The sequence below is a fragment of the uncultured Winogradskyella sp. genome (assembly GCF_947496485.1).
Lineage (GTDB): Bacteria > Bacteroidota > Bacteroidia > Flavobacteriales > Flavobacteriaceae > Winogradskyella.
On the sequence record NZ_CANMCZ010000003.1, the window covers coordinates 236,751 to 262,707 of the forward strand.

At 32.0% G+C, this 25,957-nt stretch carries 24 protein-coding genes; 14 read left to right on the forward strand and 10 right to left on the reverse strand.

Annotated elements, in window-relative coordinates; all coding sequences use genetic code 11:
- From Q0822_RS11415 to Q0822_RS11435, 5 genes are all read left to right on the forward strand, one after another.
- Positions 1-639: an SCO family protein gene (locus tag Q0822_RS11415; protein WP_299123699.1), complete on the forward strand. Its 639-nt coding sequence runs from the start codon at positions 1-3 to the stop codon at positions 637-639.
- 65 nt (positions 640-704) lie between these two features.
- Positions 705-2,027 carry a DNA recombination protein RmuC gene (gene rmuC, locus Q0822_RS11420; RefSeq protein ID WP_299123700.1) on the forward strand — a complete coding sequence of 441 codons (1,323 nt, stop codon included), beginning with the start codon at positions 705-707 and terminating at the stop codon, positions 2,025-2,027.
- 163 nt (positions 2,028-2,190) lie between these two features.
- A complete protein-coding gene (locus tag Q0822_RS11425; RefSeq protein WP_299123702.1) occupies positions 2,191-2,817 on the forward strand; it encodes a transcriptional regulator in 627 nt (208 codons plus the stop codon).
- The gene (locus tag Q0822_RS11430) at positions 2,814-3,524 is read left to right on the forward strand and encodes a DUF3307 domain-containing protein (protein ID WP_299123703.1); all 711 of its coding nucleotides are present in this window, start codon (positions 2,814-2,816) and stop codon (positions 3,522-3,524) included. Before Q0822_RS11425 ends, Q0822_RS11430 begins: the two co-directional genes overlap by 4 nt.
- Positions 3,517-4,071, forward strand: coding sequence for an acyl-CoA thioesterase (locus Q0822_RS11435; RefSeq protein WP_299123705.1), 555 nt, complete (start codon positions 3,517-3,519; stop codon positions 4,069-4,071). The genes Q0822_RS11430 and Q0822_RS11435 overlap by 8 nt, the downstream gene beginning before the upstream one ends.
- Before the next feature lie 68 nt (positions 4,072-4,139).
- On the opposite strand, the gene Q0822_RS11440 is transcribed toward Q0822_RS11435, so the two are convergent.
- The 3 genes from Q0822_RS11440 to rpmH form a co-directional block, all read right to left on the reverse strand.
- Positions 4,140-4,448 (reverse strand): T9SS type A sorting domain-containing protein, encoded by a 309-nt coding sequence (locus tag Q0822_RS11440; RefSeq protein WP_299123706.1) that lies wholly within the window; start codon positions 4,446-4,448, stop codon positions 4,140-4,142.
- 76 nt (positions 4,449-4,524) lie between these two features.
- Positions 4,525-7,380 (reverse strand): carbamoyl-phosphate synthase large subunit, encoded by a 2,856-nt coding sequence (carB, locus tag Q0822_RS11445; RefSeq protein ID WP_299123707.1) that lies wholly within the window; start codon positions 7,378-7,380, stop codon positions 4,525-4,527.
- 100 nt (positions 7,381-7,480) lie between these two features.
- Positions 7,481-7,642: a 50S ribosomal protein L34 gene (rpmH, locus tag Q0822_RS11450; RefSeq protein ID WP_299123709.1), complete on the reverse strand. Its 162-nt coding sequence runs from the start codon at positions 7,640-7,642 to the stop codon at positions 7,481-7,483.
- Between the two features lie 159 nt (positions 7,643-7,801).
- Between rpmH and Q0822_RS11455 the strand changes: the two genes are divergently transcribed.
- Positions 7,802-8,380: a DUF2892 domain-containing protein gene (locus Q0822_RS11455; protein ID WP_299123711.1), complete on the forward strand. Its 579-nt coding sequence runs from the start codon at positions 7,802-7,804 to the stop codon at positions 8,378-8,380.
- Between the two features lie 4 nt (positions 8,381-8,384).
- Here Q0822_RS11455 and cls read toward each other — a convergent pair whose 3' ends face one another.
- From cls to Q0822_RS11470, 3 genes are all read right to left on the reverse strand, one after another.
- A complete protein-coding gene (gene cls / locus Q0822_RS11460; protein ID WP_299123713.1) occupies positions 8,385-9,833 on the reverse strand; it encodes a cardiolipin synthase in 1,449 nt (482 codons plus the stop codon).
- A 3-nt stretch (positions 9,834-9,836) separates the two neighbouring features.
- Positions 9,837-10,775: a lytic transglycosylase domain-containing protein gene (locus Q0822_RS11465; RefSeq protein WP_299123715.1), complete on the reverse strand. Its 939-nt coding sequence runs from the start codon at positions 10,773-10,775 to the stop codon at positions 9,837-9,839.
- A gap of 80 nt (positions 10,776-10,855) precedes the next feature.
- Positions 10,856-11,518, reverse strand: a complete 663-nt coding sequence (locus Q0822_RS11470; RefSeq protein WP_299123718.1) for an alpha/beta hydrolase — start codon at positions 11,516-11,518, stop codon at positions 10,856-10,858.
- A gap of 160 nt (positions 11,519-11,678) precedes the next feature.
- On the opposite strand from Q0822_RS11470, the gene Q0822_RS11475 reads away from it, so the two are divergent.
- On the forward strand, positions 11,679-11,975 hold the full coding sequence (locus Q0822_RS11475) for an N-acetyltransferase (RefSeq protein WP_299123720.1): 297 nt from the start codon (positions 11,679-11,681) through the stop codon (positions 11,973-11,975).
- 58 nt (positions 11,976-12,033) lie between these two features.
- Here Q0822_RS11475 and mtaB read toward each other — a convergent pair whose 3' ends face one another.
- Positions 12,034-13,362 (reverse strand): tRNA (N(6)-L-threonylcarbamoyladenosine(37)-C(2))-methylthiotransferase MtaB, encoded by a 1,329-nt coding sequence (mtaB, locus tag Q0822_RS11480; RefSeq protein WP_299123722.1) that lies wholly within the window; start codon positions 13,360-13,362, stop codon positions 12,034-12,036.
- 146 nt (positions 13,363-13,508) lie between these two features.
- Between mtaB and Q0822_RS11485 the strand changes: the two genes are divergently transcribed.
- The 3 genes from Q0822_RS11485 to Q0822_RS11495 are packed head-to-tail and all read left to right on the forward strand — an operon-like array spanning position 13,509 to position 18,101.
- Positions 13,509-14,660, forward strand: a complete 1,152-nt coding sequence (locus Q0822_RS11485; RefSeq protein WP_299123726.1) for an ATP-binding cassette domain-containing protein — start codon at positions 13,509-13,511, stop codon at positions 14,658-14,660.
- Between the two features lie 10 nt (positions 14,661-14,670).
- Complete coding sequence (locus Q0822_RS11490; RefSeq protein ID WP_299123729.1) at positions 14,671-16,467, forward strand: hypothetical protein; 1,797 nt, start codon at positions 14,671-14,673, stop codon at positions 16,465-16,467.
- Between the two features lie 2 nt (positions 16,468-16,469).
- Positions 16,470-18,101, forward strand: coding sequence for an ABC transporter substrate-binding protein (locus Q0822_RS11495; RefSeq protein ID WP_299123731.1), 1,632 nt, complete (start codon positions 16,470-16,472; stop codon positions 18,099-18,101).
- Here the strand turns inward: Q0822_RS11495 and Q0822_RS11500 are convergent.
- From Q0822_RS11500 to Q0822_RS11510, 3 genes are all read right to left on the reverse strand, one after another.
- Entirely contained in the window at positions 18,098-19,042 is a 945-nt protein-coding gene (locus tag Q0822_RS11500) for a hypothetical protein (RefSeq protein ID WP_299123734.1), read from the reverse strand. The genes Q0822_RS11495 and Q0822_RS11500 overlap by 4 nt on opposite strands.
- Positions 19,011-20,186 (reverse strand): GlmU family protein, encoded by a 1,176-nt coding sequence (locus Q0822_RS11505; protein WP_299123736.1) that lies wholly within the window; start codon positions 20,184-20,186, stop codon positions 19,011-19,013. Before Q0822_RS11505 ends, Q0822_RS11500 begins: the two co-directional genes overlap by 32 nt.
- A gap of 104 nt (positions 20,187-20,290) precedes the next feature.
- Positions 20,291-20,542: a type B 50S ribosomal protein L31 gene (locus Q0822_RS11510; protein WP_299123738.1), complete on the reverse strand. Its 252-nt coding sequence runs from the start codon at positions 20,540-20,542 to the stop codon at positions 20,291-20,293.
- Between the two features lie 159 nt (positions 20,543-20,701).
- Here Q0822_RS11510 and Q0822_RS11515 point away from each other — a divergent pair, with 159 nt between their 5' ends.
- The 4 genes from Q0822_RS11515 to Q0822_RS11530 all read left to right on the forward strand — a co-directional run bounded on the left by Q0822_RS11515 (position 20,702) and on the right by Q0822_RS11530 (position 25,855).
- Positions 20,702-21,217, forward strand: a complete 516-nt coding sequence (locus tag Q0822_RS11515) for a DUF4199 domain-containing protein (RefSeq protein WP_299123740.1) — start codon at positions 20,702-20,704, stop codon at positions 21,215-21,217.
- 55 nt (positions 21,218-21,272) lie between these two features.
- Positions 21,273-22,223 (forward strand): glycosyltransferase family 2 protein, encoded by a 951-nt coding sequence (locus Q0822_RS11520; protein ID WP_299123742.1) that lies wholly within the window; start codon positions 21,273-21,275, stop codon positions 22,221-22,223.
- Between the two features lie 75 nt (positions 22,224-22,298).
- Positions 22,299-24,026: a phospho-sugar mutase gene (locus Q0822_RS11525; protein ID WP_299123744.1), complete on the forward strand. Its 1,728-nt coding sequence runs from the start codon at positions 22,299-22,301 to the stop codon at positions 24,024-24,026.
- Positions 24,026-25,855 carry an ABC transporter ATP-binding protein gene (locus Q0822_RS11530; protein ID WP_299123746.1) on the forward strand — a complete coding sequence of 610 codons (1,830 nt, stop codon included), beginning with the start codon at positions 24,026-24,028 and terminating at the stop codon, positions 25,853-25,855. The genes Q0822_RS11525 and Q0822_RS11530 overlap by 1 nt, the downstream gene beginning before the upstream one ends.
- Positions 25,856-25,957: the final 102 nt, after the last annotated feature.

A 25,957-nucleotide genomic window follows, 5' to 3' on the forward strand; every position in this document is an offset into this window, starting at 1 on the left:
ATGCAAATAAAAATTTTAGTAGTCATTTTTGTCTTTGTTTTAATAACATCTTGTAACCAAAAGCAAAACAAGCCATTGCCTATTTATAACCCTTCAAATTTCAATCCAGCATTAGTGGATAAAAGCCTTCAAAATAAAACCGAAAATCATACGGTTTCAGATTTTAGTCTCATCAATCAAAATGGAGATACTATAACTCAAGACACTTACAAGGATAAAATTTATGTTACCGATTTCTTTTTTGCAAGTTGCACTACCATCTGTCCGATTATGACCAATAACATGGTAGAAATTCAAAATCAATTTCTCAATGACAATGATATTATGCTATTATCGCTTTCAGTTACACCAGATATTGATAGTCCTGCAGTATTACGAGACTATGCGCTTACCAAAGGTGTCATAGATTCTAAATGGAATATCACCACAGGAAATAAAAAACACATTTATGATTTAGCTCGTAAAAGCTATTTTGCTGTTGTAGAAAAAGGCGATGGTGGATTACAAGATTTTATACATACACCCAATTTTATTTTAGTCGACAAGGAGAATCAAATTCGCGGTATTTATGATGGTACTGATAATGATGATATTGAACAAATAATCGCTGACATCAAAAACCTAAAATCTAGTTATTAAGTTTAAAAGAGTTCCTTTAACTATCGTTTAAAAAAATTATCTTTGATAAATTTCTCCTTTCAAATATGAACGATACTCTTGTTTTATTAATAGCTATTATAATTTCTGCAGGTATTGGTGGTTTTATTGGCTTAAAATTCGCCCAATTAAAAAGTAAAAGTGATAAAAGTACACTTGAAGAACGTCAAAATCAACTCAATAACAACATTGAAGAATTAAAACAAACTTTAGAAAAAATAGAATCTGAACGTGAAGCTATTAGAAGAGAAAAAGACTTTTTAAATACTGAACTCTCAAGAAAGAACACGGAATTTGAAAATCTTCAACAACAAAATCTTAAACGTGATGAAGAGTTAGCAAAACAACAAGAACAACTTAGAAAAGATTTTGAGTTGTTGGCTACAAAAATACTAGATGAAAAGTCTGAAAAATTTACGCTTCAGAATAAAGAGAACATTAAAAATATTTTAAATCCACTTGAAGAAAAGATAAAAACCTTTGAGAAAAAAGTTGAAGACACCCAAAAGGAAAGCATTAGTATGCATTCCGCTTTAAAAGAACAACTTCTTGGCTTAAAAGATCTTAATCAACAAATGGCATTAGAAGCCACAAATCTTACCAAAGCTTTAAAAGGTGATAGCAAAATGCAAGGAAATTGGGGCGAATTGGTTTTAGAACGTGTTTTAGAAAAATCTGGATTAGAAAAGGATAGAGAGTATTTTGTACAACAGAATTTTCAGCGCGAAGATGGCTCACGCGCCATGCCAGATGTGGTGTTACATCTACCTGATTCTAAAAAAATGATTATTGACTCAAAAGTTTCTTTGACTGCTTACGAGCGCATGGTCAATGCTGAAGATGACGAAAAAGCACTATTCTTAAAGGCTCATGTAAATTCGATTAAAAAACATGTAGATGACCTTTCTGCAAAGAATTATCAGGATTTATATGATATAGAATCGCCAGATTTTGTATTGATGTTTATTCCTATTGAACCTGCTTTTGCAGTTGCCATTAATGAGGACAACAATTTATATAACAAGGCTTTTGAACAAAATATAGTCATCGTAACCCCTTCTACCCTTTTAGCGACGTTGCGTACTATAGATACGATGTGGAACAACGAAAAGCAACAACAAAATGCTATTGAGATTGCAAAACAAGCTGGTGCATTGTACGATAAGTTTGAGGGTTTGGTCACCGACTTAACTGGAGTTGGTAAGAAGATTGATGCTGCTAAAACAGATTATTCTGCAGCTATGAACAAGTTGGTTGCTGGTAAAGGGAATTTGATTTCGAGAGTTGAGAAAATTAAAAAAATGGGTGCTAAAGCCAAAAAAGCGCTTCCTGAAAGTATTATAAAACGTGCTTCTGAAGATGATATTTAAAATATTCTCTTTAAAGGGCATAACTACAATTATTCTATAATAAAGGCATAAATTAGTTAATTGCTTATAGCAATAATGTTTTTTATTATCACGTTAATAAGTGATATATTTGTTTATCACGTAAATAAGTGATATATTTGTTTATCATGTAAATAAGTGATATATGAAAACTAGCGTAATTACTGGAGATATTATAAAGTCTAGGAACCAAGCTGAGCCAAAAATTTGGATGACTGCTCTAAAGCAAGCGTTATCTTATTTAAGTCCTGAAAAAAAATATTGGGATATCTATCGTGGCGACAGTTTTCAATTAGAATACAAGAATATTTCTGAGAGTTTTAAAGCTGCAGTATATATAAAAGCATGTGTAAAATCAATTCATGGGCTAGATGTTCGTTTAGCAATTGGTATTGGTGAGAAAACTAATGAAGGTGATACGGTAAGTGAATCAAGTGGTAGTGCTTTTATTTACTCAGGTGAAACACTAGAAACACTAAAAAAAGAAAAACAAAATCTACGTATAAAAACCGACGATTCTGAAATAGATTATGAACTTAATCTATACTTTAAATTGATACTTATAGCTATGGATAATTGGACTATTAATTCCGCTGAAATAGTTAAGTTAAGTATTGAAAACCAACAGGCACTACAAAAAGAATTAGGGAAACTTATAGGAATCAATCAAAATGCAGTAAGTATGAGACAAAAGCGCGCTCATCTTGATGAAATTATGGCATTAAATAATCTATACCGAGAAAAAACAGCAATTTATTTCACAGAAAAATGATATTAATAAAACTTTTAATTGCACATCTCATTGGAGATTTCTTTTTGCAACCTCAGAAATGGGTTAAGGATAAAGAAAAAAAGAAACTTAAATCTGTTTGGTTATATGTGCATATTGCTATTCATATTGCTTTGATGTTTGTAATTGTATGGGATTTATCGTTTACAATTCTCATATTAAGTATTGGACTATCACATTTTATTATAGATGCTACAAAACTTATTTCACAAAAGAAAACAACAAAACGGTTTTGGTTTTTCTTAGACCAGTTTTTACATATTCTTGCCATCATAGTTTTGGTATACGTGTTATCAGATTCATTCATGTTTAGTAGTGTCTCTCTTTCAGAACATCATCTATTACTTCTATTCTGTTTACTAGTTCTAACAAAACCTGCTTCTATAATTATGCGAACCATCTTCACCAAGTGGGACATTTCTAAACTTACAAAAAATAATAAATCGTTAAAAGATGCAGGGAATTACATTGGTATATTAGAACGTTTATTAGTCTTTATTTTTATAGTAGCTGATCACTGGGAAGCTGTTGGCTTTTTAATTACCGCAAAATCTGTATTTAGATTTGGTGATTTAACAGCCTCTAAAGAACGAAAACTCACTGAGTATATACTTATTGGCACCTTATTGAGTTTTAGTATTGCCATTTTAATAAGTTTATTGTATTTAAATATTAAATCATATGTATAAAACTATAGACTCTTCAAGAATAAGTATCTCGCAATTAATGCTACCATCGCATTCTAACTTTAGTGGTAAAATTCACGGAGGATATATTCTAAATCTTATGGATCAAATTGCTTTTGCATGTGCGTCTAAACACTCTGGCATGTACTGTGTTACAGCATCTGTTGATACTGTAGATTTTATAAATCCAATAGAAGTTGGTGAATTAGTTACGATGAAAGCATCTGTGAACTATGTTGGTAAAACATCTATGGTTATTGGTATTCGTGTAGAATCTGAACATATACAAACCGGAAAAGTAAAGCATTGTAATTCTTCTTATTTTACTATGGTTGCCAAGAACGAAGCTGACGAGTCCAATGAAGTACCAGGATTAATAATAAATGATAAAACAGAGGTATTGCGATTTCTGAAAGCCATAAAACGAATGACTACTAAAAAATCTAGACAAAAAGAATTTAATCGTATTGACTTTGCTTTTGAAGATTATCTCAAAGAATTGAAAAACTACAAAGTAAAGATTCAACTACCCAACGATTATAAAAATTAACGTTTTAGCCATAAAAAAGAAAAGCGACTAATTTAAATTAATCGCTTTAATACTTTATAAATCTTTATTTATTGTTTTATAAATCGTTTTGTATGTGCGGTTTCATTATCAGAAACTCTAACTAAATATACACCACTTTTCCAATTAGACACATCTACAGAGGATTCTAATTGTGTAAGAAGTCCTTTGTAAACTCGCTTCCCTAAAACATCAAAAACTTCCACTCGTAAATCAGTTTTCTTTTCGGATAGCTTAATATTTAAAGTGTTTTTTGCAGGATTGGGCGAAATCGTAAACTCATCATTTTGAATTAACGATACTTGCGAAAAAGCATATGCTGAAATAAAAAACAGCAAATAAAGTAATTTTAGTCTCATAATAAGTAGGTGTTAATAACAGCTAAGTTAATGATTATTAATCAATTTACTTTACACTTCATCGAAAAGCGTGCCATTATTTGCTTAGGTACATCTTTCGTCTAGAATATAAATCATAAAATTCATCATCCTTTAAACTATCTATAAACAAAATACTTTCACCTGTACTTTTCATTTCTGGTCCCAGTTTTTTATTCACATTAGGGAACTTATTGAATGAAAATACGGGTTGCTTTATTGCATAACCATCTAGTTGCGGATTAAAGTCAAAATCAGTTACTTTTTTCTCTCCTAACATTACTTTGGTAGCATAATTTACATAAGGTTCCTTATAAGCTTTTGCTATAAATGGTACTGTACGAGACGCTCTCGGATTTGCTTCTATGATATAAACCGTATCATCCTTAATAGCAAACTGTATATTTATTAAACCTACTGTATCTAATGCACGAGCAATTGTGTGTGTATGGTCTATTATTTGCTGCATTACTAAATCACCTAAGTTAAATGCTGGTAAAGTTGCATTGCTATCACCAGAGTGAATTCCACATGGTTCTATATGTTCCATAATGCCAATGATGTAAACGTTTCCGTCTGCATCACATATGGCATCAGCTTCTGCTTCGATAGCTCCATCTAAATAATGATCTAACAGTAATTTGTTTCCAGGAATAGATTTTAATAAGTCAATAACATGTGCTTCTAATTCTTGTTTATTAATTACGATTTTCATCCCTTGTCCACCAAGTACATACGATGGTCTTACTAAAATCGGAAAGTCTAATACATCTGCTATCGCTAACGCTTCATCAGCAGATTCAGCAACGTCAAATTCTGGGTAAGGGATATTATTAGCCTTCAATATGTTAGAAAAGCTTCCTCTGTCTTCAGCTAGATCTAGAGATTTAAAGCTAGTTCCCATTATTTTAACTCCCCATTTTTCTAACTTTTCTGCAAGTTTTAAAGCAGTTTGTCCACCTAACTGAACAATGACTCCTTCTGGTTTTTCATGCTGAATAATATCGTAAATGTGTTCCCAAAATACAGGCTCAAAATAGAGTTTATCAGCAATATCAAAATCTGTTGAAACTGTTTCTGGGTTACAGTTAATCATAATAGTTTCATAACCACATTCTGCAGCAGCTAGTACACCATGAACACAACAGTAATCGAACTCAATACCTTGACCAATTCTATTTGGACCAGAGCCTAACACTATAATTTTCTTTTTATCAGTGACCACACTTTCATTATGAACAGAAATTTGTCCATCTGGTGTTTCTACTTCACTTTCGAAGGTTGAATAATAATATGGTGTTTGCGCTTTAAACTCTGCAGCACAAGTATCTACCAACTTATATACACGATTAATATTTAATTCTCTTCGTTTATTGTAAACTTCGCTTTCTAGACATTTTAGCATGTGTGCTATTTGCCTGTCACCATAGCCTTTTTGCTTTGCCTCAAGCAATAATTCTCTATCAATAGAATCAACTGTATAAGTTGAAATTTCTTTTTGCAATTGAAACAACTCTTCATATTGCTTTAAGAACCACATATCAATCTTAGTAATTTCAAATATTCTACTTAATGGAATACCTATTTCTATGGCATCATAGATTGCAAAAACACGATCCCAACTTGCATACTTTAGCTTGCTTATAATTGTATCATAATCTTTGTAACCTTTTCCATCGGCACCTAATCCGTTTCGCTTAATTTCTAAAGATTGTGTTGCCTTATGAAGTGCTTCCTGGAATGAACGACCAATCGCCATTACTTCGCCTACGGCTTTCATTTGTAAACCTAAGGTTCTGTCAGAGCCTTCAAACTTATCAAAATTCCAACGTGGTATCTTTACAATAACATAATCTAATGTTGGTTCAAATAAAGCTGATGTAGATTTTGTAATTTGATTATTTAATTCATCAAGAGTGTAACCCAAGGCTAATTTAGCAGCAATCTTTGCAATAGGATAACCAGTTGCTTTACTTGCCAAAGCAGATGAGCGAGACACACGTGGATTAATCTCAATAGCTATAATTTCTTCTTCTTCGTCTGGACTTACAGCAAACTGAACATTACATCCACCAGCAAAATCACCTATACTGCGCATCATATGTATGGCCATATCTCGCATTTTTTGCTGTGTTTTATCAGATAATGTCATTGCTGGAGCAACTGTAATAGAATCACCTGTATGTATGCCCATTGGGTCCATATTCTCGATCGTACAGATGATGACAACATTATCATTTTTATCTCTCAATAATTCTAGCTCATATTCTTTCCAACCTAATAACGCTTTATCAATCATTACTTCATGGATAGGAGAAATTTCTAATCCTCTGGTTAAGGATTCATCAAATTCCTCTTCATCGTAAACTATAGAAGCTCCTGCTCCGCCTAAAGTAAATGATGCTCTAATACATAAAGGAAAACCAAATTCTTGAGCTATTTCTTTTCCTTTTAAAAATGAAGTTGCCGTTTCTTGTGGTGCCATACCTACACCAATTTTCAGCATTAATTCTCTAAATTTTTCTCTATCCTCAGTGATATTTATCGCATCAATATCTACTCCAATGATATCTACATCAAAATCTTCCCAAATTCCTTTTTCATCAGCTTCAATACAAAGATTTAATGCCGTTTGTCCTCCCATCGTTGGCAAAACCGCATCAATTTGAGGATGTTCTTTTAAAATTTTTATAATAGATTTCGTATTCAACGGCAATAAATAAACGTGATCTGCCATTGTAGGATCAGTCATTATAGTTGCAGGATTAGAATTGATAAGAATCGTTTCTATTCCATCTTCTCTGAGTGAACGTAAAGCTTGTGAACCTGAATAATCGAATTCGCAGGCTTGACCTATAATAATTGGACCAGAACCAATAAGTAAGATAGATTTAATGTTTTTGTCTTTTGGCATGAGTTAAAATTTTATGGTGAGCAAAAATAGTTATCAATAGGATACAAAAAAAGACGTTACACCTAAGTAACGTCTTTAAAATATTAACAATTGTTAATCATTATTTTTTATGTCTTGTTTCTGAAGATACAGACAATCTCTTTCTACCTTTAGCTCTTCTACGTGCTAAAACTTTTCTTCCGTTAGCAGAAGCCATTCTCTCTCTGAAACCATGTTTGTTTCTTCTCTTTCTTTTTGACGGTTGAAACGTTCTTTTTGGCATTGTCTTATATTTTTAGAATCTTAAAATCTTTTTTTATGTTTGAGTGCTATCTCAAAACTGCGTGCAAATATACAACAAGTTTTTACTTTAGCAAATGGTAAAATAAAAATTTTTATATAGAATTTTATTACCTTTGCGCACTGCAAAAATACGCACAACATGTTCAACAAAAATATAAAATTAGTCATTGCCGCTTTAATTATTGCCTTCGCAGTATATCAATTCATTGAAGGTGAAATAGGCAACGGCATCATGTACATTCTGCTTTCTACAATATTTATTTTCTTATACTTTAAGAATGAAATGATTTTATTAGCTTTTTTAAGACTTAGGAAGCAAGATTTTCCTGGTGCAAAAAAATGGTTAGATAAAATCAAAAATCCAGAAGGAGCGCTGGTAAAAAAGCAACAAGGCTATTTAAATTATTTAAATGGAATTATGGTTTCTCAAACCAATATGAACGAAGCCGAAAAATACTTTAAAAAAGCTATTAGTTTAGGTTTATCTATGGATCATGATTTAGCTATGGCAAAACTAAACTTAGCTGGTATCGCATTTTCTAAGCGAAGAAAACAGGAAGCACAAAAATTATTAGCTGAAGCAGACAAGCTAGATAAAAGAGATATGTTGGCAGATCAGATTAAAATGATGAAGCAGCAGATGAAGAAAGCAGTGATACCAAAACAACAATATGGTCAACCTACTTCTTCTAGACAAAATCGTAGAAGCAGAAGGTAAAATATTATAACAATGGCGCAGCAAGCCTCGCCAATGCTTCTATAATCTTTGTTTTTTTTGAGCGATTTTTCCACGATTGATAATCTAGTTTTTCAGAATCCTTAAGATCATCATTAAATAATTCTACCAACTGTCCACCAAACTCTTTATGGTAAACTAAGGCGTTAATTTCAAAATTAATATTAAAGCTTCGGTAATCCATATTTGCTGTACCAACAGTTCCAAATACTCCGTCGACTACCATGGTTTTGGCATGAACAAATCCTTTTTTATAAAGATAAACCTCAACTCCTGCCTCCAATAATTGCTCTATATAAGAGTTAGTAGCATATTCTGCGACCCAAGAATCTGATTTTTTTGGGACAATAAGTTTAACTTCTATATTACTTCTTGCTGCAACCTGCAGTGCAGTAACAATTTCATCATTAGGAATAAAATAAGGTGTAGTAATATAAATAAAGTCTTCAGCATTAGTTATAGCTACAAATATAGCCTCCATGATGTTAGACCAATCTGTATCTGGTCCACTCGCAGCAATTTGTAATGGAACCTCTTTTTTACAATTATGATCTGGAAAATAAGTTTTTGAAATTTGTAATTTATCCTCACTAGCAAAATCCCAAGTTGTAAAAAACAAAATTTGCAAGGGCTTTACAGCCTCGCCAACAATCCTTAAATGCGTATCTCGCCAATAACGACTGTTATTCGCATTAACATATGCATCTGATATATTAATACCACCAACATATCCTATATAACCATCGATAACTATAATTTTTCTGTGATCTCGGTAATTCATTTGACCAGTGAATTTAGAAAACAATACTGGCATAAAGGAGTACATTTCTATACCACAATCCTTTAATTTTTGTTTCATTGTAGAAGAAATAGAGCTACCGACGTCATCTATAACAATTCTTACAGCAACACCTTCTTTGGTCTTATCGCAAAGTAGATTTAAGACTTCTGTACCAATCTTATCATCTTTAATTATAAAATACTCGAGATGTATATGATGTTTTGCTCCCTTTATATCCTCAAAAAGTAATTTAAATTTTTCATCTCCATTTATAATGAGTTTAACGTCATTATTAATTGTCATTTTTGACTTTTCGCTATTATACAATAAAGGAATAAGCTTTGACTTTTCATCTAAAAGTTCATCTACTTCATTAATACTTTTAGTGTCTAACTCTAATTCCTCTTGAACCTTTTTAATAATCGATTGATTGAGAACATTCTTTCTGTCGAAAATTTTTGATTTACGGTACTCTTGTCCAAACAGATAATATACTAACAAGCCTACAAAAGGAAAAACCAACAAAACAATAATATAACTTAGTGTCTTTGTTGGATTTATTCTTTTAAATAAAATAGTGAATATGGCGGAAAGGGCTAAAATATAGTTTAATCCTACTAGTATCTGCCAAATATGATTTTTTACGAAATCCAAATATTAAGGTTTAGCACTGTAGTAACCTTCTTTTGGTATTTCTATAGTGTAGGATTTTCTCGATTTATTATTTAAATGTGGCTCTCTCAACCAAGGGTTATGCAACTTTAAAATCTTATAATTAATTCCAAAACGCTTTGCGAATTTAGAAAAACTAGTTACAGCTGTATCAACTTCTACCTTATAAGTAGGCACTTGTTTGTATAAATCGCTTTTATTGAAATTAAAACCATATTTATCTGGATTTGAAAGTATTTCTTTCAATGCTACAATCCTAAATACATAACGACCCGTTTCTTCACCAAGTAGTAGATCATAGTAATCCGAAACACCTTGTTCTTTAAAGCGCCTTGAAATACCGGCATTTCCAGCATTATAAGCAGCAGCAGCAGCTGTCCAAGACCCTAATTTTTCTTTGGCCTTCTTTAAATATTTACAGGCTACTTCTGTAGCTTTTTCTAAGTTATAACGCTCATCAACATTGGCGTTTACTTCTAATCCGTTTTCTCTTCCTGTGGCTTTCATTATTTGCCAAACACCACTTGCTCCAGCTGGTGATTTTGCTGTTTGAACTAAACCACTTTCTATAACCGCCAAATACTTAAAATCATCTGGCACACCATTCTTTTCTAATATTGGTTCAATAATTGGAAAATATTTTTGAGCACGTTTAAACATCAATAAGCCATTTGATTGCCAATAAGTGTTAACTAAGAGTTCTCTATCCATACGCTCGTAAATATCAGCATTCTCCACAGGCACTAATTCTCCTGCAAAGTTTATGCCTTCTGGCATCTCTAAAGCATAGACATTATAATCGTTGATAATTGGTTGTTCTTTTCCTAAAGTTTTATCTGAAGGTGCTTTTTGCATTGAGAATATAAAAAGGCCTGATACACAGATGACTCCAATTATAGCTAAGGTGTTTTTTAAGATTTGCATGGCGTTTATTTTTTCACAATGTAACTAATACCTCATAAACTTCAAAATGATTATGCGAAATCTATTTAATTCTTTCAAAATCAGGACTCTATAAGTCTAGGTAAATTTTCATTAAACCACTTAAATTTTGTGATTACCATGATATGTGTTCCGCCTTTAATAACAATACAATTTCCACCGCAAGAATGAGGAAAAACAATGTCTTTATCACCATGAATGTAAATAGCATCAGGATGCGGTTCTTCCTGATCCCAACATACCACTTGCTTAATCGCCCAATCCAAATACGTTTTATCGCTTACAGAAAGATACTTTTTATAGAGATCTACTCGCTTTTTAATAGTTTCACCAAAAGCATATTTAGCTAATAAATCTATATTGCTCACCAACTGCGTTGGTAGAATTTTATAGGCTTTAGTATATTTAATAAGTTTAAATCGTTTTGGTAGCTCATGATGTGATTTAACACTAGAAACCACAAAGAGTTTTTTTAATGTTAGATATTTACTCATCTCTTGAACCAAAATGCCACCAAACGAAACACCTAATAAAACAATGTTTTCATGCTTAATATATTTGCACATACGCTTTGCATAAGCTTGGAGTGTTTCAGTTTTTTCAGGGATTTGCCATGCTAACCAATGAATTTCATATTGTGCTTTTGGCAACTCAATATGTTCGAATATAGTTGGATTTGCTGCCATTCCTGGCATTAAATATACATGTGTTATTTTAGTATTCATTGGGCTTAAAACTCTTTAACAAAAATGTCTTAATTGATTACAATTTAAGGTTTTAACATCTGTAAACTCATACTTTCACAGATTTTTTGTACCTTTGCACAGCAAAACTATATAAATTATAGTATCTACACGCCAACCGCTAATCTTAAATTAAGAAATTATGACTGAAACTGCTGAACTGATTGACAATGAATTTCTCCGTCAATTTGAATTAAAGGTTGACAACGACATGGCTATTATTGAATATTCTTTACAAGAACGAAAGATATTCTTAACGAAAATGATTATTCCTGACACTATAAGAACAGATGAGTTTGAATTAGACTTTATTGACTTAGTGTTTAGCAATATTAAAGAACGTAACATTAGTGTAGTACCAACAAGTCCTGAAATTGCAAAATTTGTAAGACGAAATAGAAAATATAAGCGTATGCTACCAGTTGGTATTCGTATATAATTTAAAAATAAATACATCATAAAAAAATCCGAAACTCTAAGCTTCGGATTTTTTTATATTATGACACTAAAGATTCAATAAAGTTGAACCTTACTGAGCCATCCTCATCAATCCTAGTTAAACACACCTTGTGAAGTGTGTTTACCAACTCCGGATTCCATGGTGCTTTTACTTTTACATAGTTTTCTGTAAACCCATGGATATAACCCTCCTTATTTTCACCTTCAAATAAAACAGTTCTTTCTGTACCTAATTGCTTTTCGTAAAATGCTCTTCTCTTTTTTGCAGATAACCCTCTTAGCATTTTACTTCGTTTTGCTCTTACATTTTTAGATACAACTCCATCCATTAAGGTAGCTTCCGTATTATCGCGTTCCGAATAGGTGAACACATGCAAATAAGATATATTTAGTTCATTTAAGAAGTTATAAGTTTCTAGGAATAACTCATCTGTTTCCCCAGGAAAACCTACTATCACATCCACACCAATACAGGCATGTGGCATTACTTGTTTTATTTTAACAACACGATCTATGTACAATTCTTTCATGTAACGACGTTTCATCTTTTTAAGAAGCTCATTACTTCCACTCTGCAATGGTATATGAAAATGAGGTACAATTGCTCGTGATTTAGATACTAAATCAATCGTTTCATTCTTTAATAAATTAGGCTCAATAGACGAGATTCTTAAACGTTCTATTCCTTCTACCTTATCAAGTTCAGTTACTAAATCTAAAAAGGTATGCTCATGTTTTTTATTACCAAATTCGCCTTTACCGTAGTCTCCGATATTTACACCTGTAAGTACAATTTCTTTAATACCTTGCTCTGAAATTTCTTTAGCATTATTCAACACATTTTGCATAGTATCGCTACGAGAAATACCTCTAGCTAAAGGAATTGTGCAATAGGTGCACTTATAATCACAACCATCCTGTACTTTTAGAAACGCTCTGGTTCTATCTCCTATTGAATAGCTACCAACATAAAAATCTGCATCTTCAATTTCACAAGAGTGTACTTCCCCAAAGTCATTTTTGGTTAAGTCATTTAGATAATCAGTGATCTTAAATTTTTCAGTAGCACCCAAAACCAAATCTACCCCATTAACATCTGCTAATTCTTCTGGCTTCAGTTGAGCATAGCAACCAATCGCAGCAACGAAAGCATCAGGATTTATATTTTGTGCTTGTTTTACGATGGTTTTAAAACGTTTGTCTGCATTTTCAGTTACAGAACATGTATTGATAACATAGATATCTGCTTTCTGCTTAAAATCCACACGATTAAAACCCTCATCCTCAAAACTTCTTGCTATCGTAGAAGTTTCGGAAAAATTAAGTTTACAACCTAAGGTATAAAATGCGACTTTTTTTTGTTCCATGTTTTGTTATTTCAAACTTGGTTCAGGATTTTTAATAATTTATATTTACTCGGTTCTAATTTAGAGTGCGCAAATTTACATAATTGCTAGACGTCTTGCAATGTATTGATTCCCTCTAACGTTAAAAATCAATAATATACAAGTATATGTCTAAAGCAGAAGCTAGAATAAAGGAGGTTATTTCCTTTTTTAAAAATAAGGATACCGTTCTTGGCTATCGAAAATTAATGGATTGTGTCATTGATACTCAAGATTTAGATATCTACAAAGAGGTTATTGCATTGACCGATTGGAAGGAACAATTTCCTGAAAAAGAAGATGAACTCATAGAAAAGTCACTTGTAATATTAGAACGTGTTTCTAAACTTCCCATTACCGAATATGATATTAATAATCCAGTAGTAATTGGTACAGATCTAACCAAAAGTTATGGTCACAACCGTTTTAAACTTGGGCCGATTTCTGTTGAAATTAGAAAAGGTGAAGTTTATGGTCTTGTTGGTGAAAATGGGAATGGTAAAACTACCTTATTGAGAGTTTTAGCAAAGGAGTTAAAATATAATACTGGTGAATTAGATTTTAGATTTGATAAGGCATATAATTCTGATTACGATTTACGTACCAACTTAGTTTACATTCCACAACGCACACAAAAATGGTATGGAAGCTTAAAAGACAACCTCAAATTTGTGCTTTCCAGCTACGGCATTCCACCAGATGAAAACGAAACGAGAGTCTTAATGATGATTGCACGTTTTGGGCTATGGAATTACAAACACCTCAAATGGAATGAGCTCTCTTCTGGTTACAAAATGCGGTTTGAACTCGCCAGAACATTACTAAGACAACCAGAATTATTGCTACTAGATGAACCTCTAGCAAATCTCGATGTCTTAGCACAGCAAGTTATTTTAGAAGATTTAAAATCGATGTGTAACTCAATCAATAATCCGATTGCTTTAATTCTTAGTTCTCAACAACTATATGAAGTTGAAAAGATATCAGATAAAGTTATTTATCTAAAAAATGGTAAATACAAAGACAACAAAGCTGAAGTTAAAGAAGAAAAACATCAACTCATCGTTGAAATAGATTGTGAGGCTAATCGCGAGACTTTGCTATCAATTTTTGAAGGATTGCATTTGGAGAAATTAATATATAATGGAGGAATTTATGTTGCTTATTTTAAAGCAGATATGACCTTCTATAGTGTACTAGAAACACTAGGCAAACATAAAGTAGATGTAACCTATACTAGAAATATTACAAAATCCACAAGACGCTTTTTTGTATCCTAATTACACATAAATGAAAAAATTTATATACAACACCAACCAGTATTTATTAGAGCGATTTCCAACGATTTGGAACACTAGACTTGCCTGGATGTTGCTCATTGCATTAATGCTACATGTTATATTTTTTATGTTTGGGTTCATTACGCTCACAAACCCTGAAACTTTACATGAACGTAGTATTATAAGTATCTTTTTCAAAAACGGAACAGTATTCTTATCTATAATAATCTCAATCTTACTTCTTGTTGTTTGGCTTATTTATATGTTTAAGAATAATGGGTTTAAAAACTTTTATCCAACAAGTGGTTCTAAATTATTTGGGCAATTTTTTGCTTATGCAATTATTATCTTTAGTTGTAGCACGTTCTATTTATCTTACCAATATGGTTTAAAGACTTACATTGCCTCAACTTATAATGATGCACAAATCAATAAAGAAATTGAAATTGCAAATGACGCTGCCCTATTCTTTTCTGAAAATGTATCTGATTATACTATTGATAATCGAAGATACCCAAAACCTTTCTATGAATTATACTGTGAAAAACTAAATGAATTTATTGATTTTGACGAAGCTTATTTAGAATTTGGAGACAAATACTATCAGTTTTATTCGCTTTACACTAAAGAAGTACCGTTAACTGATCGCTATTCTTACGCTTATCAGAATACAATAGATAATTCAGATAGCACAAATTTTAAACTCGTTTACAGTAAGATTAAAGACACTTTAAGAGTTTTATATTTCAAAGATACCGTTGTTAACGTAAAGCCATTCATTAAAACTGCAAAACCAAGCTATTACAATGCTTCATCCACTTTTTTTATATCGAGGCATGATGCACTAATCGTTGATCATTATAATTTTAATCACCAACTATATTCGGAGTATGACGATTACAGTTACAACTATAATCCAAAATACTCGATTAGACATCAGTTGAGAAATAAGAGAAATTATGAACTTTTAGAACGAAATGATAAAGATGAAATTAAAAAGCTACTCGAAGACTTTTTAAAATTTTCAAACTATTATAAAATTCCAAATAATATAACAGCTGACCAATGGTTTAATTTGGTTTATAATCCTGGCAATTTTGAAGTCAGAAGTTTTATACGCACCATTCCAAAAACCAAATATGAATATGAAACAGCAATTTCGTTAGAGCAAACCAAATATGAGAAGTTCTACACAGACTATGTCACAGATTATCATTTAGAGCATAATAAGCTTAGTAATGTTTTTGAAAATATTGAAGAGATAAAGGCAAGCAATCCATTTATGGAAAGTATTCACTTTTTTATGTGGCTTACCTTCTTTTTGGCATGTGTAATTTTTATGTTTAGGATTACTGGATTAAAACCGCTTTTATTTAGTGTGTTAACTATAGGTGTATTGGCATTATTTATATCATTACTCACTGCCTTACTATTTTATATAATGCGAGATTATGATGATATTATATCCTACTTTATATTATATATCGTTTTAATTATCAGTTTAATTATTTTAGCGATACCCATATTTTTTATTGAAACTACTAAAAAGCTTATTGTAGCTATTTGCCTCAACATCTCAATACTTGGATTTCCTTTATTGTTATTTCTAATCATTGGAATTATCTCAATGCATCAAGAAGAAGCTTGTAGAAATAGTTTAGATTATTCTCTAGGAAATTATAAGTGCGATACGCTAATAGAAAGTCTAGGTTTTAACTGGAGTTATGTCCTTTTTGCACTTGGTATTATATTTATATTCTTTTATTCTAAAAATATTAAAAAGTGGAAATCACTTCCAGAAGGTTAATTATGTTAGGAGCATTAAAATATTTTAGATTAGTCAGAAATAAGCTTTGCTGCGTTAGTTTTGTGTTTCTTTTTATTGCATGTGGCAGTGACAGGGATATAAATAAAGACCACCTCGTTTTTAGATACAATGAACACAAAAACATTGGTTCACTAGATCCCGCGTTTTCTAAAGATAATGCAGATAATTGGGCTAACCATCAATTATTTAACGGGTTGGTGCAAATGGATGATAAACTCAATGTAAAGCCTTGTATTGCGAAAAATTGGACAATTACTGATAGTGCAACAACATACACATTTAACTTAAGGAACAACGTCTTTTTTCACAAGCACAAATTATTTGGAACAGATTCTACTCGCACTGCAAATGCTTCTGACTTTGTATATAGTTTCAATCGGTTAAAAGATAAAGCTTTGGCTTCACCTGGTAGTTGGGTGCTAAATAAAGTAGACCACTTTTCTGCAATTAACGATTCTACTTTTCAAATAAAATTAACTCAGCCATTTCCTGCATTTTTAGGACTATTGACAATGAAATATTGCTCCGTTGTTCCAAAGGAAATTGTGGAACATTATGGCAATGATTTTAGATCGCATCCTATTGGCACAGGTCCTTTTAAATTTAAGCGTTGGGAAGAAAATATAAAGCTCGTTTTTAGACGAAACAACAACTATTTTGAGGTTGATAAGGATGGGAATTCTTTGCCTTATCTCGAAGCTATTGCTATTACATTTCTACCAGATAAACAAAGTGAATTTTTACAATTCGCACAAGGAAATATTGATTTCGTATCTGGTTTAGATGCATCTTATAAAGATGAAATTTTAACTTCAGATGGAAAGTTAAAATCACTTTATATCAAAGATGTTGATATGATACGTGGTCCTTATTTAAATACAGAATATTTGGCTTTTTATATGGAAACTAAGGTTTCAGAAATCCAAGCATTAAAATTACGAAAAGCTATAAATCTAGGTTTTGATAGAAACAAAATGATAACCTATTTGCGAAATGGTATTGGTGTTCCTGCAAATGGTGGTTTTATACCAAAAGGCTTACCAGGTTTTGATAATTCGATTGGTTATACCTATCAACCAGAATTAGCCAAACAATTAGTATCTGAGTTTAAGTCTGAAACCGGAATTGAAAATCCAGAAATAACGTTGACTACAACGAGTAATTATCTAAGCTTCTGCGAGTTTATTCAACGTGAGTTACAAAAAACAGGATTGAATGTTAATGTAGATGTGATACCAGCTTCAAGTTTGAAAGATGGAAAAGCCAACGGACAATTAGATTTCTTTAGAGCAAGTTGGGTTGCAGATTATCCTGATGCGGAGAACTATTTGTCACTCTATTACAGTAAAAATTTTGCGCCAAAAGGACCGAATTATACGCATTATAACAATAATGAATTCGACAGCATATATGAAGCGGCTTTCTTAGAGACCGATTCAGATAAGCGCACACAACTCTATACCAAAATGGATTCTATTATTATGGCGTCAGCACCAATAGTTCCTATGTTTTATGATGAAGTAGTTCGTTTTACTAGAAAAAGTGTGAAGGGCTTAGGTATAAACGCTACTAATCTATTAGAACTCAAAGCAGTTAGAAAGACTAACTACTAAAACTTAGAGAAATAATAAAGATCATCTCCTCCTTCTCCTCTCAACCGCCTTGATGATAGATATCCTGTTGTCAAATCATCATTTAAGAAAAAAGAAAAATCATCACCAATACTGTTAATTGGCTTATCTAAAGACACAGGTTTTTGTTCAGCATCAGAAGATTCTAAATCGTAACTATAAATATCTATACCACCTTTTCCTCCACGTCTATTTGAAGAAAAATATAGTTTATTATCCGAACTGATAAATGGAAAAATCTCTGTTCGAGATGAGTTTATAGTTTCGTCCAATTTTGTGACTTCACCATAAGTCTCATGATTAGAGACTGAGACTTTGTATAAATCTGACTTTCCTTTTGTACCTTTTATATCAGCAATGAAGTATAGCGTTAAGCCATCTGGACTCAAAGCAGGATGTGCAAAATTAAAATCTGGTTCACAGAATGGTAAGGTCGTAAAATTGGTCCAACCTTTTCCTTCAACGTATTCTGCACGTTGAATTAATAGGTTGAAAGTATTCTTATCCTGTAATTTATTTTCACCCTTTATTGTATGGTTAGATGTAAAATACATAAACTTTCCATCTTTTGAATATGTTGCTACTGACATATTAGACATACCTACTTCAGGCCTGGTAATTAGCTTTGCATCCTTTATTTCTCCATCTTCGTCTGCTACGCCTTCATAAATGCCAAAAAGTTGCTGTGCATATTTATCTAATATTGGGCGTCCCCTTTTAGTAACCAAATTAGAACTAAAATAGATTTTATCCTTAACAACACGCGCTGCAAAATGATCTAATTTGTTATTAATTTCGAGTTTTTTTACCTCAACATCTTTGCTTTGAGAAAATCCGAAGGTTAAGGTTAATAAAAAAAGTAGTGTTGTAAATTTGGGGTTTAGTATCATGTTATTCTCTTCTATATTGTTTTGTTTCTTCAAAAATGTGTTCTAAAATAGATTTATCCTTAGCTGTAAATTCTTCTTTACGTCTCGCCATAACCACTTCAGCAACTTCAAATGCTTTGTTGGTTTTATATGTTACGAAACCTTTACTTCCACCCCAAGAAAAGCTTGGGACAAAATTGCGAGGAAAACCACTTCCAAAGATATTAGCACTTACACCAACAACTGTACCAGTATTAAACATAGTATTAATTCCGCATTTGCTATGGTCTCCCATCATAAGTCCACAAAATTGTAATCCTGTTTTGGCAAAGCCTTTGGTTTGGTAATCCCAAAGTCTAACTTCTGCATAATTATTCTTTAGGTTAGAATTATTTGTATCTGCACCAAGATTGCACCACTCACCTAAAACTGAGTTTCCTAAAAAACCATCGTGTCCTTTATTAGAAAAACCAAATAGGACAGAATTATTAACCTCACCACCTACTTTACTGTGCGGTCCGATAGTAGTTGGCCCATATATTTTACTTGCCAGCTTTAAAGTTGCATTATTACAAAGTGCTAAAGGACCTCTAACCATAGAACCTTCCATAACTTCGGCATCTCTACCAATATAAATAGGTCCAGAGCTTGCATTTAGAGTAGCAAAGTTTAAGGTCGCTCCTTTTTCGATAAAGATATTTTCAGGATTAATAGTATTTACTGTGGCAGGTATTGGTTGCGACTTCCTACCTTTAGTTATTAAGTTAAAATCTTCAATTATTGCGTCTCCATTCTTGGAAAAAATATCCCAAGTATTTTCTATCGTTAAAATATCACCAGCAAATTCAACTGCTTCAAACGTTGAGAAATCTTTAACTTCTTCACCTTCTTTAGTAAAAAATGCAATTACATCTTCACCTTTAAACAAAGCCTGATTATGACTTAAGTTTTTAACAACTTCAACAACCTCCATGTTTGGTAAAAAAGAAGCATTTATCATAATGTTATCTTCCATTTCTACCATCGGAAATTTATCTGATAGGTAATCTTCAGTAACTGTTGTAGTGGTATATTCTAAAAACGACTCCCATTTCTGGCGAATTGTTAAAATACCAACTCTAATATCTGCAACCGGTCTTGTATATGTAAATGGTAATAGATTATTACGATATGGACCATCAAATAATATATAGTTCATCTTAAGTTTAAAGTTTTTTTGCCTTCCAAAAGTAACTTAATTACAGAAAACAAAAAAGCCTTCGAGGTAAATCCTGAAGGCTTAATGTATATAATAAAAAATGCTTATTTCTTAAACTTAGCGTATTTGTTTTTGAACTTGTCAATACGACCAGCAGTATCTACTAATTTCGATTTACCAGTGTAGTAAGGATGTGATGTTCTAGAAATTTCTAATTTTACTAATGGATATTCAACACCATCAACTTCAATAGTTTCACTTGTATCTGCTGTAGATTTAGTTAAAAACACGTCATCGTTAGACATATCTTTGAACGCTACTAATCTATAATTTTCTGGATGTATACCTGCTTTCATCACTAAATGCTTTAAATAAATTCGATTTTTTCGAGGTGCAAATTTAAGTATTTTTTATAAATGTACAATCTTTTTAATACTTTTTATTTCACCAAAATATGTAACAATTGTGTAACTTTGAGTACTAACTAGTCAATTAACTAAAAACTCATCTTAATTATGGAACATCAAAAACCAACAACAGGCAAATTTGCATTAAATTATGGTCTAATTTTAGGTCTTATTATGTTAAGTATTTCTGTTATAATGTATGTTACAGGAATGACATTGGAAGGCGTACAGTGGCCTGTCTTTATTTACTATATTGCATTTCCTGTTATGATTATGTATGGCATAAGTCAATACAAAAAAAGTAATGCAAATGTATTAAGTCTTGGAGATGCGATGAAAGTTGGATTGGCTATTGCTATTGTAAGTGCTCTAGTGTATGTAGTGTGGATATTCGTATTTAATTATGTAGTAGATCCTGAATTCACAGCGCAAGCTATAGAAGTAGCAAAAGATAAAATGCTTGAAAGTCCAAATGTTACTGAAGAACAGGTTGAGCAAAGTTTAAAATGGATAGAAATGTTCTCTAGTCCAGCAGCTGCATCGGCAGGTTGGACAGCAATGAGTCTGTTTTTCGGTTTGATCTACTCGCTTATCGGTGGATTAGTAATGAAAAATAATTCATAGCAACGCCTTAAATAATTTCTTTATTTTTGAAGTCTAGAAATTAGACAACATCAATATGAATATATCAGTAGTTATACCACTACTTAACGAAGAAGACTCTTTAAAAGAATTACACGATTGGATAGTATCAGTGATGCTATCCAATCAGTTTTCTTACGAAATTTTATTTATTGATGATGGTAGTACTGACAATTCATGGAAAGTCATCTCTGAACTTTCTGAAATTAGCCCAAATGTAAAAGGACTCAGGTTTCTAAAAAACTTTGGGAAGTCTCAAGCACTTCATGCAGGTTTTGCTGAAACTAAAGGCGATGTGGTTATTACCATGGATGCGGATTTACAAGATAATCCTGAGGAAATTCCTGATTTATACAGAATGATTTCTGATGACGGTTTTGATTTAGTTTCTGGTTGGAAAAAGAAACGTTATGATTCTTATTTTTCTAAAAACCTACCTTCAAAACTATTCAATTGGGCAGCAAGACGCACTTCTGGTGTTAAATTGAATGACTTTAACTGTGGTTTAAAAGCTTACACTAATCAAGTCGTAAAACACATAGATGTCTATGGCGAGATGCATCGTTATATTCCAGTATTAGCAAAAAATGCAGGTTTTATTAAAATTGGTGAAAAAGTAGTGAAACACCAAGCACGCAAATACGGAAAAACTAAGTTTGGTATGAATCGATTTATAAATGGTTTTTTAGATTTAATAACCATTTGGTTTGTTTCACGTTTTGGTAGACGACCAATGCATTTGTTTGGTTCACTTGGAGTGATTATGTTTATTATCGGTTTTGGATTTGCATTCTATCTAGGATTAGACAAACTTTTTTTCAACCCAACAGGAAGACTCATTACAGAACGACCTCAATTCTATTTAGCACTTTCTACTATGATTATTGGTTCGCAATTCTTCATTGCTGGTTTTTTAGGCGAACTTGTTTTACGATCTAAAAGACAACAGCAACGCTATTTTATTAAAGACAAATTAAATTTGGCGTAACCGTTTAGATTTTGACATACTAAAGACAGTTTCAAATTGCGAATTGTTTATTTTTGTTATTTAAACCTTTTATCCATGATATACATTAAACCAGAAATTCTAGAACGTGTAAATACTTGGTTGACACCAACTTTTGATAAGGAGTCACAAGAAGAGATCAAACATCTTATTGCTTCAAATCCCAAAGAACTTGAGGAGAGCTTCTATAAGGATTTAGAATTTGGGACTGGTGGAATGCGCGGTATAATGGGATTAGGTACTAATCGTATTAACAAATATACTTTAGGTAAAAACACACAAGGTTTGAGTAATTACCTAAAAGAATCATTCCCAAATGAAAAAGTAAAAGTGGCTATTGCGTACGATTGTAGACACAATAGTAAAACTTTCGGAAAGGTTGTGGCAGATGTATTTTCGGCTAATGGGATTCAGGTGTATTTATTTGAAGATTTAAGACCAACACCAGAGTTATCTTTCGCATTAAAACATTTAGGCTGCCATTGTGGTATTGTATTAACAGCATCACACAACCCACCAGAATATAATGGTTACAAGGTATATTGGCAAGATGGTGGACAATTAGTACCACCCCAAGATTCTGCAATTATAGCCGAAATTAACAGATTAGATTATTCTGAGATTAAATTTGAAGCAAATAATGATTTAATTCAGTATATAGGTAAAGATATTGATGATGTATTTATTGATAATTCAGTAAAAAACGGAAGTTTCAATACTTCTACTGAAGCTAAAGCTAACTTAAATGTAGTTTTCACTTCTCTTCATGGGACATCTATTACAGCAATACCAGAAACACTTAAACGCGCAGGTTACTCAAACGTAAATATTGTTGAAGAACAACGCGAACCCAATGGAGATTTCCCTACAGTGGTATCACCAAATCCCGAAGAACCCGAAGCGCTCAAAATGGCTATGGCTCTTGCAGAAAAAGTAGATGGTGATATTGTTATTGGTACGGATCCAGATTGTGATCGTCTAGGCGTAGTTACAAGAAATTTAGAAAATGAGTTGGTGATTCTTAACGGAAACCAAACCATGATTTTAATGACCGATTTTCTTTTAAAACAGTGGGAAAATGAAGCTAAAATTAATGGAAAACAATTTGTGGCCTCTACAATAGTTTCTACACCAATGATGTCTGTTTTAGCTAATGCGTATGACGTGGAATGCAAAATTGGCCTAACGGGTTTTAAATGGATAGCTAAAATGATAAAAGATTTCCCTAACCTCGACTTTATTGGAGGTGGTGAAGAAAGTTTTGGTTTTATGGTTGGAGATTTTGTTCGCGATAAAGATGCAGTTACCTCTACACTTTTAGCTTGTGAGATTGCAGCACAGGCAAAAGCTAACGGTAAAACGATGTATCAAGCTTTAATAGACTTGTATTTTGAGCATGGTTTATTTAAGGAACGCTTAATTTCATTAACAAAAAAAGGAATTGAAGGGGCCCAAGAAATTAAACAAATGATGATTGATGCCAGAAAAAATCCACTTAAAGAAGTAAATGGTTCTAAAGTCATTCGTATTGAAGATTATCAGTTATCTATTGCTAAAGACGTTGTCAATAATACTGAAGAAGCCATTGAAATTCCAAAATCTAATGTATTAATTTACTACACAGAAGATGGTAGTAAAATAGCTCTGAGACCTAGTGGCACTGAACCGAAAATAAAATTCTATATCAGTGTGAACACAAAATTAGACAATGTGTCTGATTTTGCTAAAACGGAGCAATTATTGGAAAACAGAATTGATGCCATTTTAAAGGGCATGAATCTTTAATGAACTATTTTAAACAAATACTTCGCTTTGCGATACCATACAAAGGCTATGCGATTTTAAATATAATTGCGAATATCTTTTACGCCTTATTTTCTGGTTTATCATTTATGGTACTAATGCCATTATTAAATGTTTTATTTGATAAAGATGCCGTTAGACTAATGGAAAAGCCTACGTATAATGGTTTTACTGAAGCTGCCACTTATTTTAATGACTATTTAAACTATCATATTAGTCAACTAGCAGACAATGATTCTTCAAAAGCTTTAACCTTTGTTATTATTCTAATTCTTATTGTTTTCTTTCTTAAGAATATATTTAGTTATCTAGCAATGTATTTTATTACATTTTTAAGAAATGGTACATTAAAAGATATTAGAAATGAGCTTTATGATAAAACTATAGAATTACCGCTTTCCTATTTTTCAGAAAAAAGAAAAGGTGATATCATGGCAAGACTAGGAACAGATGTTTTGGAAATTCAGCATTCATTTTTATCAATTTTAGAATTACTGTTTAGAGAACCACTCACCATCATTTTTACAATTTTATTTATGCTTACTATAAGTGTAAAACTTACGGTTTTTGTATTCATATTCATTCCAATATCAGGTATCATTATTTCTTTGATTGGAAAGAGTTTAAAAAGAAAATCAGATAAGGTACAAAAGGAACAAGGTTACTTTTTATCCTTATTAGAAGAATCTCTTGGAGGACTAAAAGTTATTAAAGGCTTCAACATGGAAGCCATCTTTAACAAAAAGTTTCAAGGGTCAACTCAACGCTTTTTTCATTTTTCAAATTCGCTTCTTAATAGAACAAACTTAGCCAAACCTACAAGTGAGTTTTTAGGTATAGGTGTCATTGGTGTTTTATTATGGTTTGGAGGTCGTATGGTATTAGTAGATGGAACTCTTGAAGGCGAGCAGTTCTTAACATTTATGGGACTAGCATACAATATTCTAACACCAGCTAAGGCTATTAGTAAAGCAAGCTATAGTGTTAAAAAAGGTAATGCAGCTGCAGAACGTGTTTTAGAAATATTAAATACTGAATCCCCTTTAAAAGATAGTCCAAATGCAATCACCAAGAGTGATTTTAAATCTGAAATAAAATTAAACAACATTTCATTTAAATATGAAGATGATCTCGTTCTCAAAAATTTCTCACTTCAAGTACCAAAAGGAAAAAGTGTAGCTTTAGTAGGGCAATCTGGAAGTGGAAAAAGCACCATTTCTAATCTTGTAACACGTTTTTATGATGTAAATGAGGGCAGTATTAGTATTGATGGTGAAGACATTAAAGGGCTTACAAAACATTCACTACGCGATTTAATAGGATTAGTAACCCAAGATTCTGTTTTATTTAACGATACCATAAAAAATAACGTTTTATTAGGCAAAGAAAATGCGAGCGATGAAGAAATAATCAATGCCTTAAAAATCGCTAATGCATGGGAATTTGTTAAAGACTTAAAAGGTAAATTAGACTTTAATATTGGAGATTCTGGTACTAAACTTTCTGGTGGACAAAAACAACGTATTAATATAGCACGTGCTGTCCTTAAGAATCCACCAATAATGATTTTAGATGAAGCTACCTCAGCTTTAGATACCGAAAGCGAACGTATTGTTCAAAATGCAATAGAAAATATGATGAAGAATAGAACCTCTATCATTATAGCACATCGCTTATCTACAATACAAAGTGCAGACTTAATAATTGTAATGCAAAAAGGTGAAATTGCAGAGCAAGGATCTCATTCAGAACTTATCTCAAAAGATGGTGTTTACAAAAAACTTGTGGACATGCAGAGCTTCGAGCCTTAAACCAAAAAATGTAACATATAAAATAAAAAAGGATGTATAATTAAATACATCCTTCTTCTTTGTTATCAGATTTGGGGAACTGATAACGGTTAATAGGTTAAG

Coding starts and splice junctions, on each gene's coding strand:
- Q0822_RS11415 (WP_299123699.1), top strand. CDS start 1: ATGCAAATAAAAATTTTAGTAGTCATTTTTGTCTTTGTTTTAATAACA.
- rmuC (WP_299123700.1), top strand. CDS start 705: ATGAACGATACTCTTGTTTTATTAATAGCTATTATAATTTCTGCAGGT.
- Q0822_RS11425 (WP_299123702.1), top strand. CDS start 2,191: ATGAAAACTAGCGTAATTACTGGAGATATTATAAAGTCTAGGAACCAA.
- Q0822_RS11430 (WP_299123703.1), top strand. CDS start 2,814: ATGATATTAATAAAACTTTTAATTGCACATCTCATTGGAGATTTCTTT.
- Q0822_RS11435 (WP_299123705.1), top strand. CDS start 3,517: ATGTATAAAACTATAGACTCTTCAAGAATAAGTATCTCGCAATTAATG.
- Q0822_RS11440 (WP_299123706.1), bottom strand. CDS start 4,448: ATGAGACTAAAATTACTTTATTTGCTGTTTTTTATTTCAGCATATGCT.
- carB (WP_299123707.1), bottom strand. CDS start 7,380: ATGCCAAAAGACAAAAACATTAAATCTATCTTACTTATTGGTTCTGGT.
- rpmH (WP_299123709.1), bottom strand. CDS start 7,642: ATGCCAAAAAGAACGTTTCAACCGTCAAAAAGAAAGAGAAGAAACAAA.
- Q0822_RS11455 (WP_299123711.1), top strand. CDS start 7,802: ATGTTCAACAAAAATATAAAATTAGTCATTGCCGCTTTAATTATTGCC.
- Q0822_RS11465 (WP_299123715.1), bottom strand. CDS start 10,775: ATGCAAATCTTAAAAAACACCTTAGCTATAATTGGAGTCATCTGTGTA.
- Q0822_RS11470 (WP_299123718.1), bottom strand. CDS start 11,518: ATGAATACTAAAATAACACATGTATATTTAATGCCAGGAATGGCAGCA.
- Q0822_RS11475 (WP_299123720.1), top strand. CDS start 11,679: ATGACTGAAACTGCTGAACTGATTGACAATGAATTTCTCCGTCAATTT.
- mtaB (WP_299123722.1), bottom strand. CDS start 13,362: ATGGAACAAAAAAAAGTCGCATTTTATACCTTAGGTTGTAAACTTAAT.
- Q0822_RS11485 (WP_299123726.1), top strand. CDS start 13,509: ATGTCTAAAGCAGAAGCTAGAATAAAGGAGGTTATTTCCTTTTTTAAA.
- Q0822_RS11490 (WP_299123729.1), top strand. CDS start 14,671: ATGAAAAAATTTATATACAACACCAACCAGTATTTATTAGAGCGATTT.
- Q0822_RS11495 (WP_299123731.1), top strand. CDS start 16,470: ATGTTAGGAGCATTAAAATATTTTAGATTAGTCAGAAATAAGCTTTGC.
- Q0822_RS11505 (WP_299123736.1), bottom strand. CDS start 20,186: ATGAACTATATATTATTTGATGGTCCATATCGTAATAATCTATTACCA.
- Q0822_RS11510 (WP_299123738.1), bottom strand. CDS start 20,542: ATGAAAGCAGGTATACATCCAGAAAATTATAGATTAGTAGCGTTCAAA.
- Q0822_RS11515 (WP_299123740.1), top strand. CDS start 20,702: ATGGAACATCAAAAACCAACAACAGGCAAATTTGCATTAAATTATGGT.
- Q0822_RS11520 (WP_299123742.1), top strand. CDS start 21,273: ATGAATATATCAGTAGTTATACCACTACTTAACGAAGAAGACTCTTTA.
- Q0822_RS11525 (WP_299123744.1), top strand. CDS start 22,299: ATGATATACATTAAACCAGAAATTCTAGAACGTGTAAATACTTGGTTG.
- Q0822_RS11530 (WP_299123746.1), top strand. CDS start 24,026: ATGAACTATTTTAAACAAATACTTCGCTTTGCGATACCATACAAAGGC.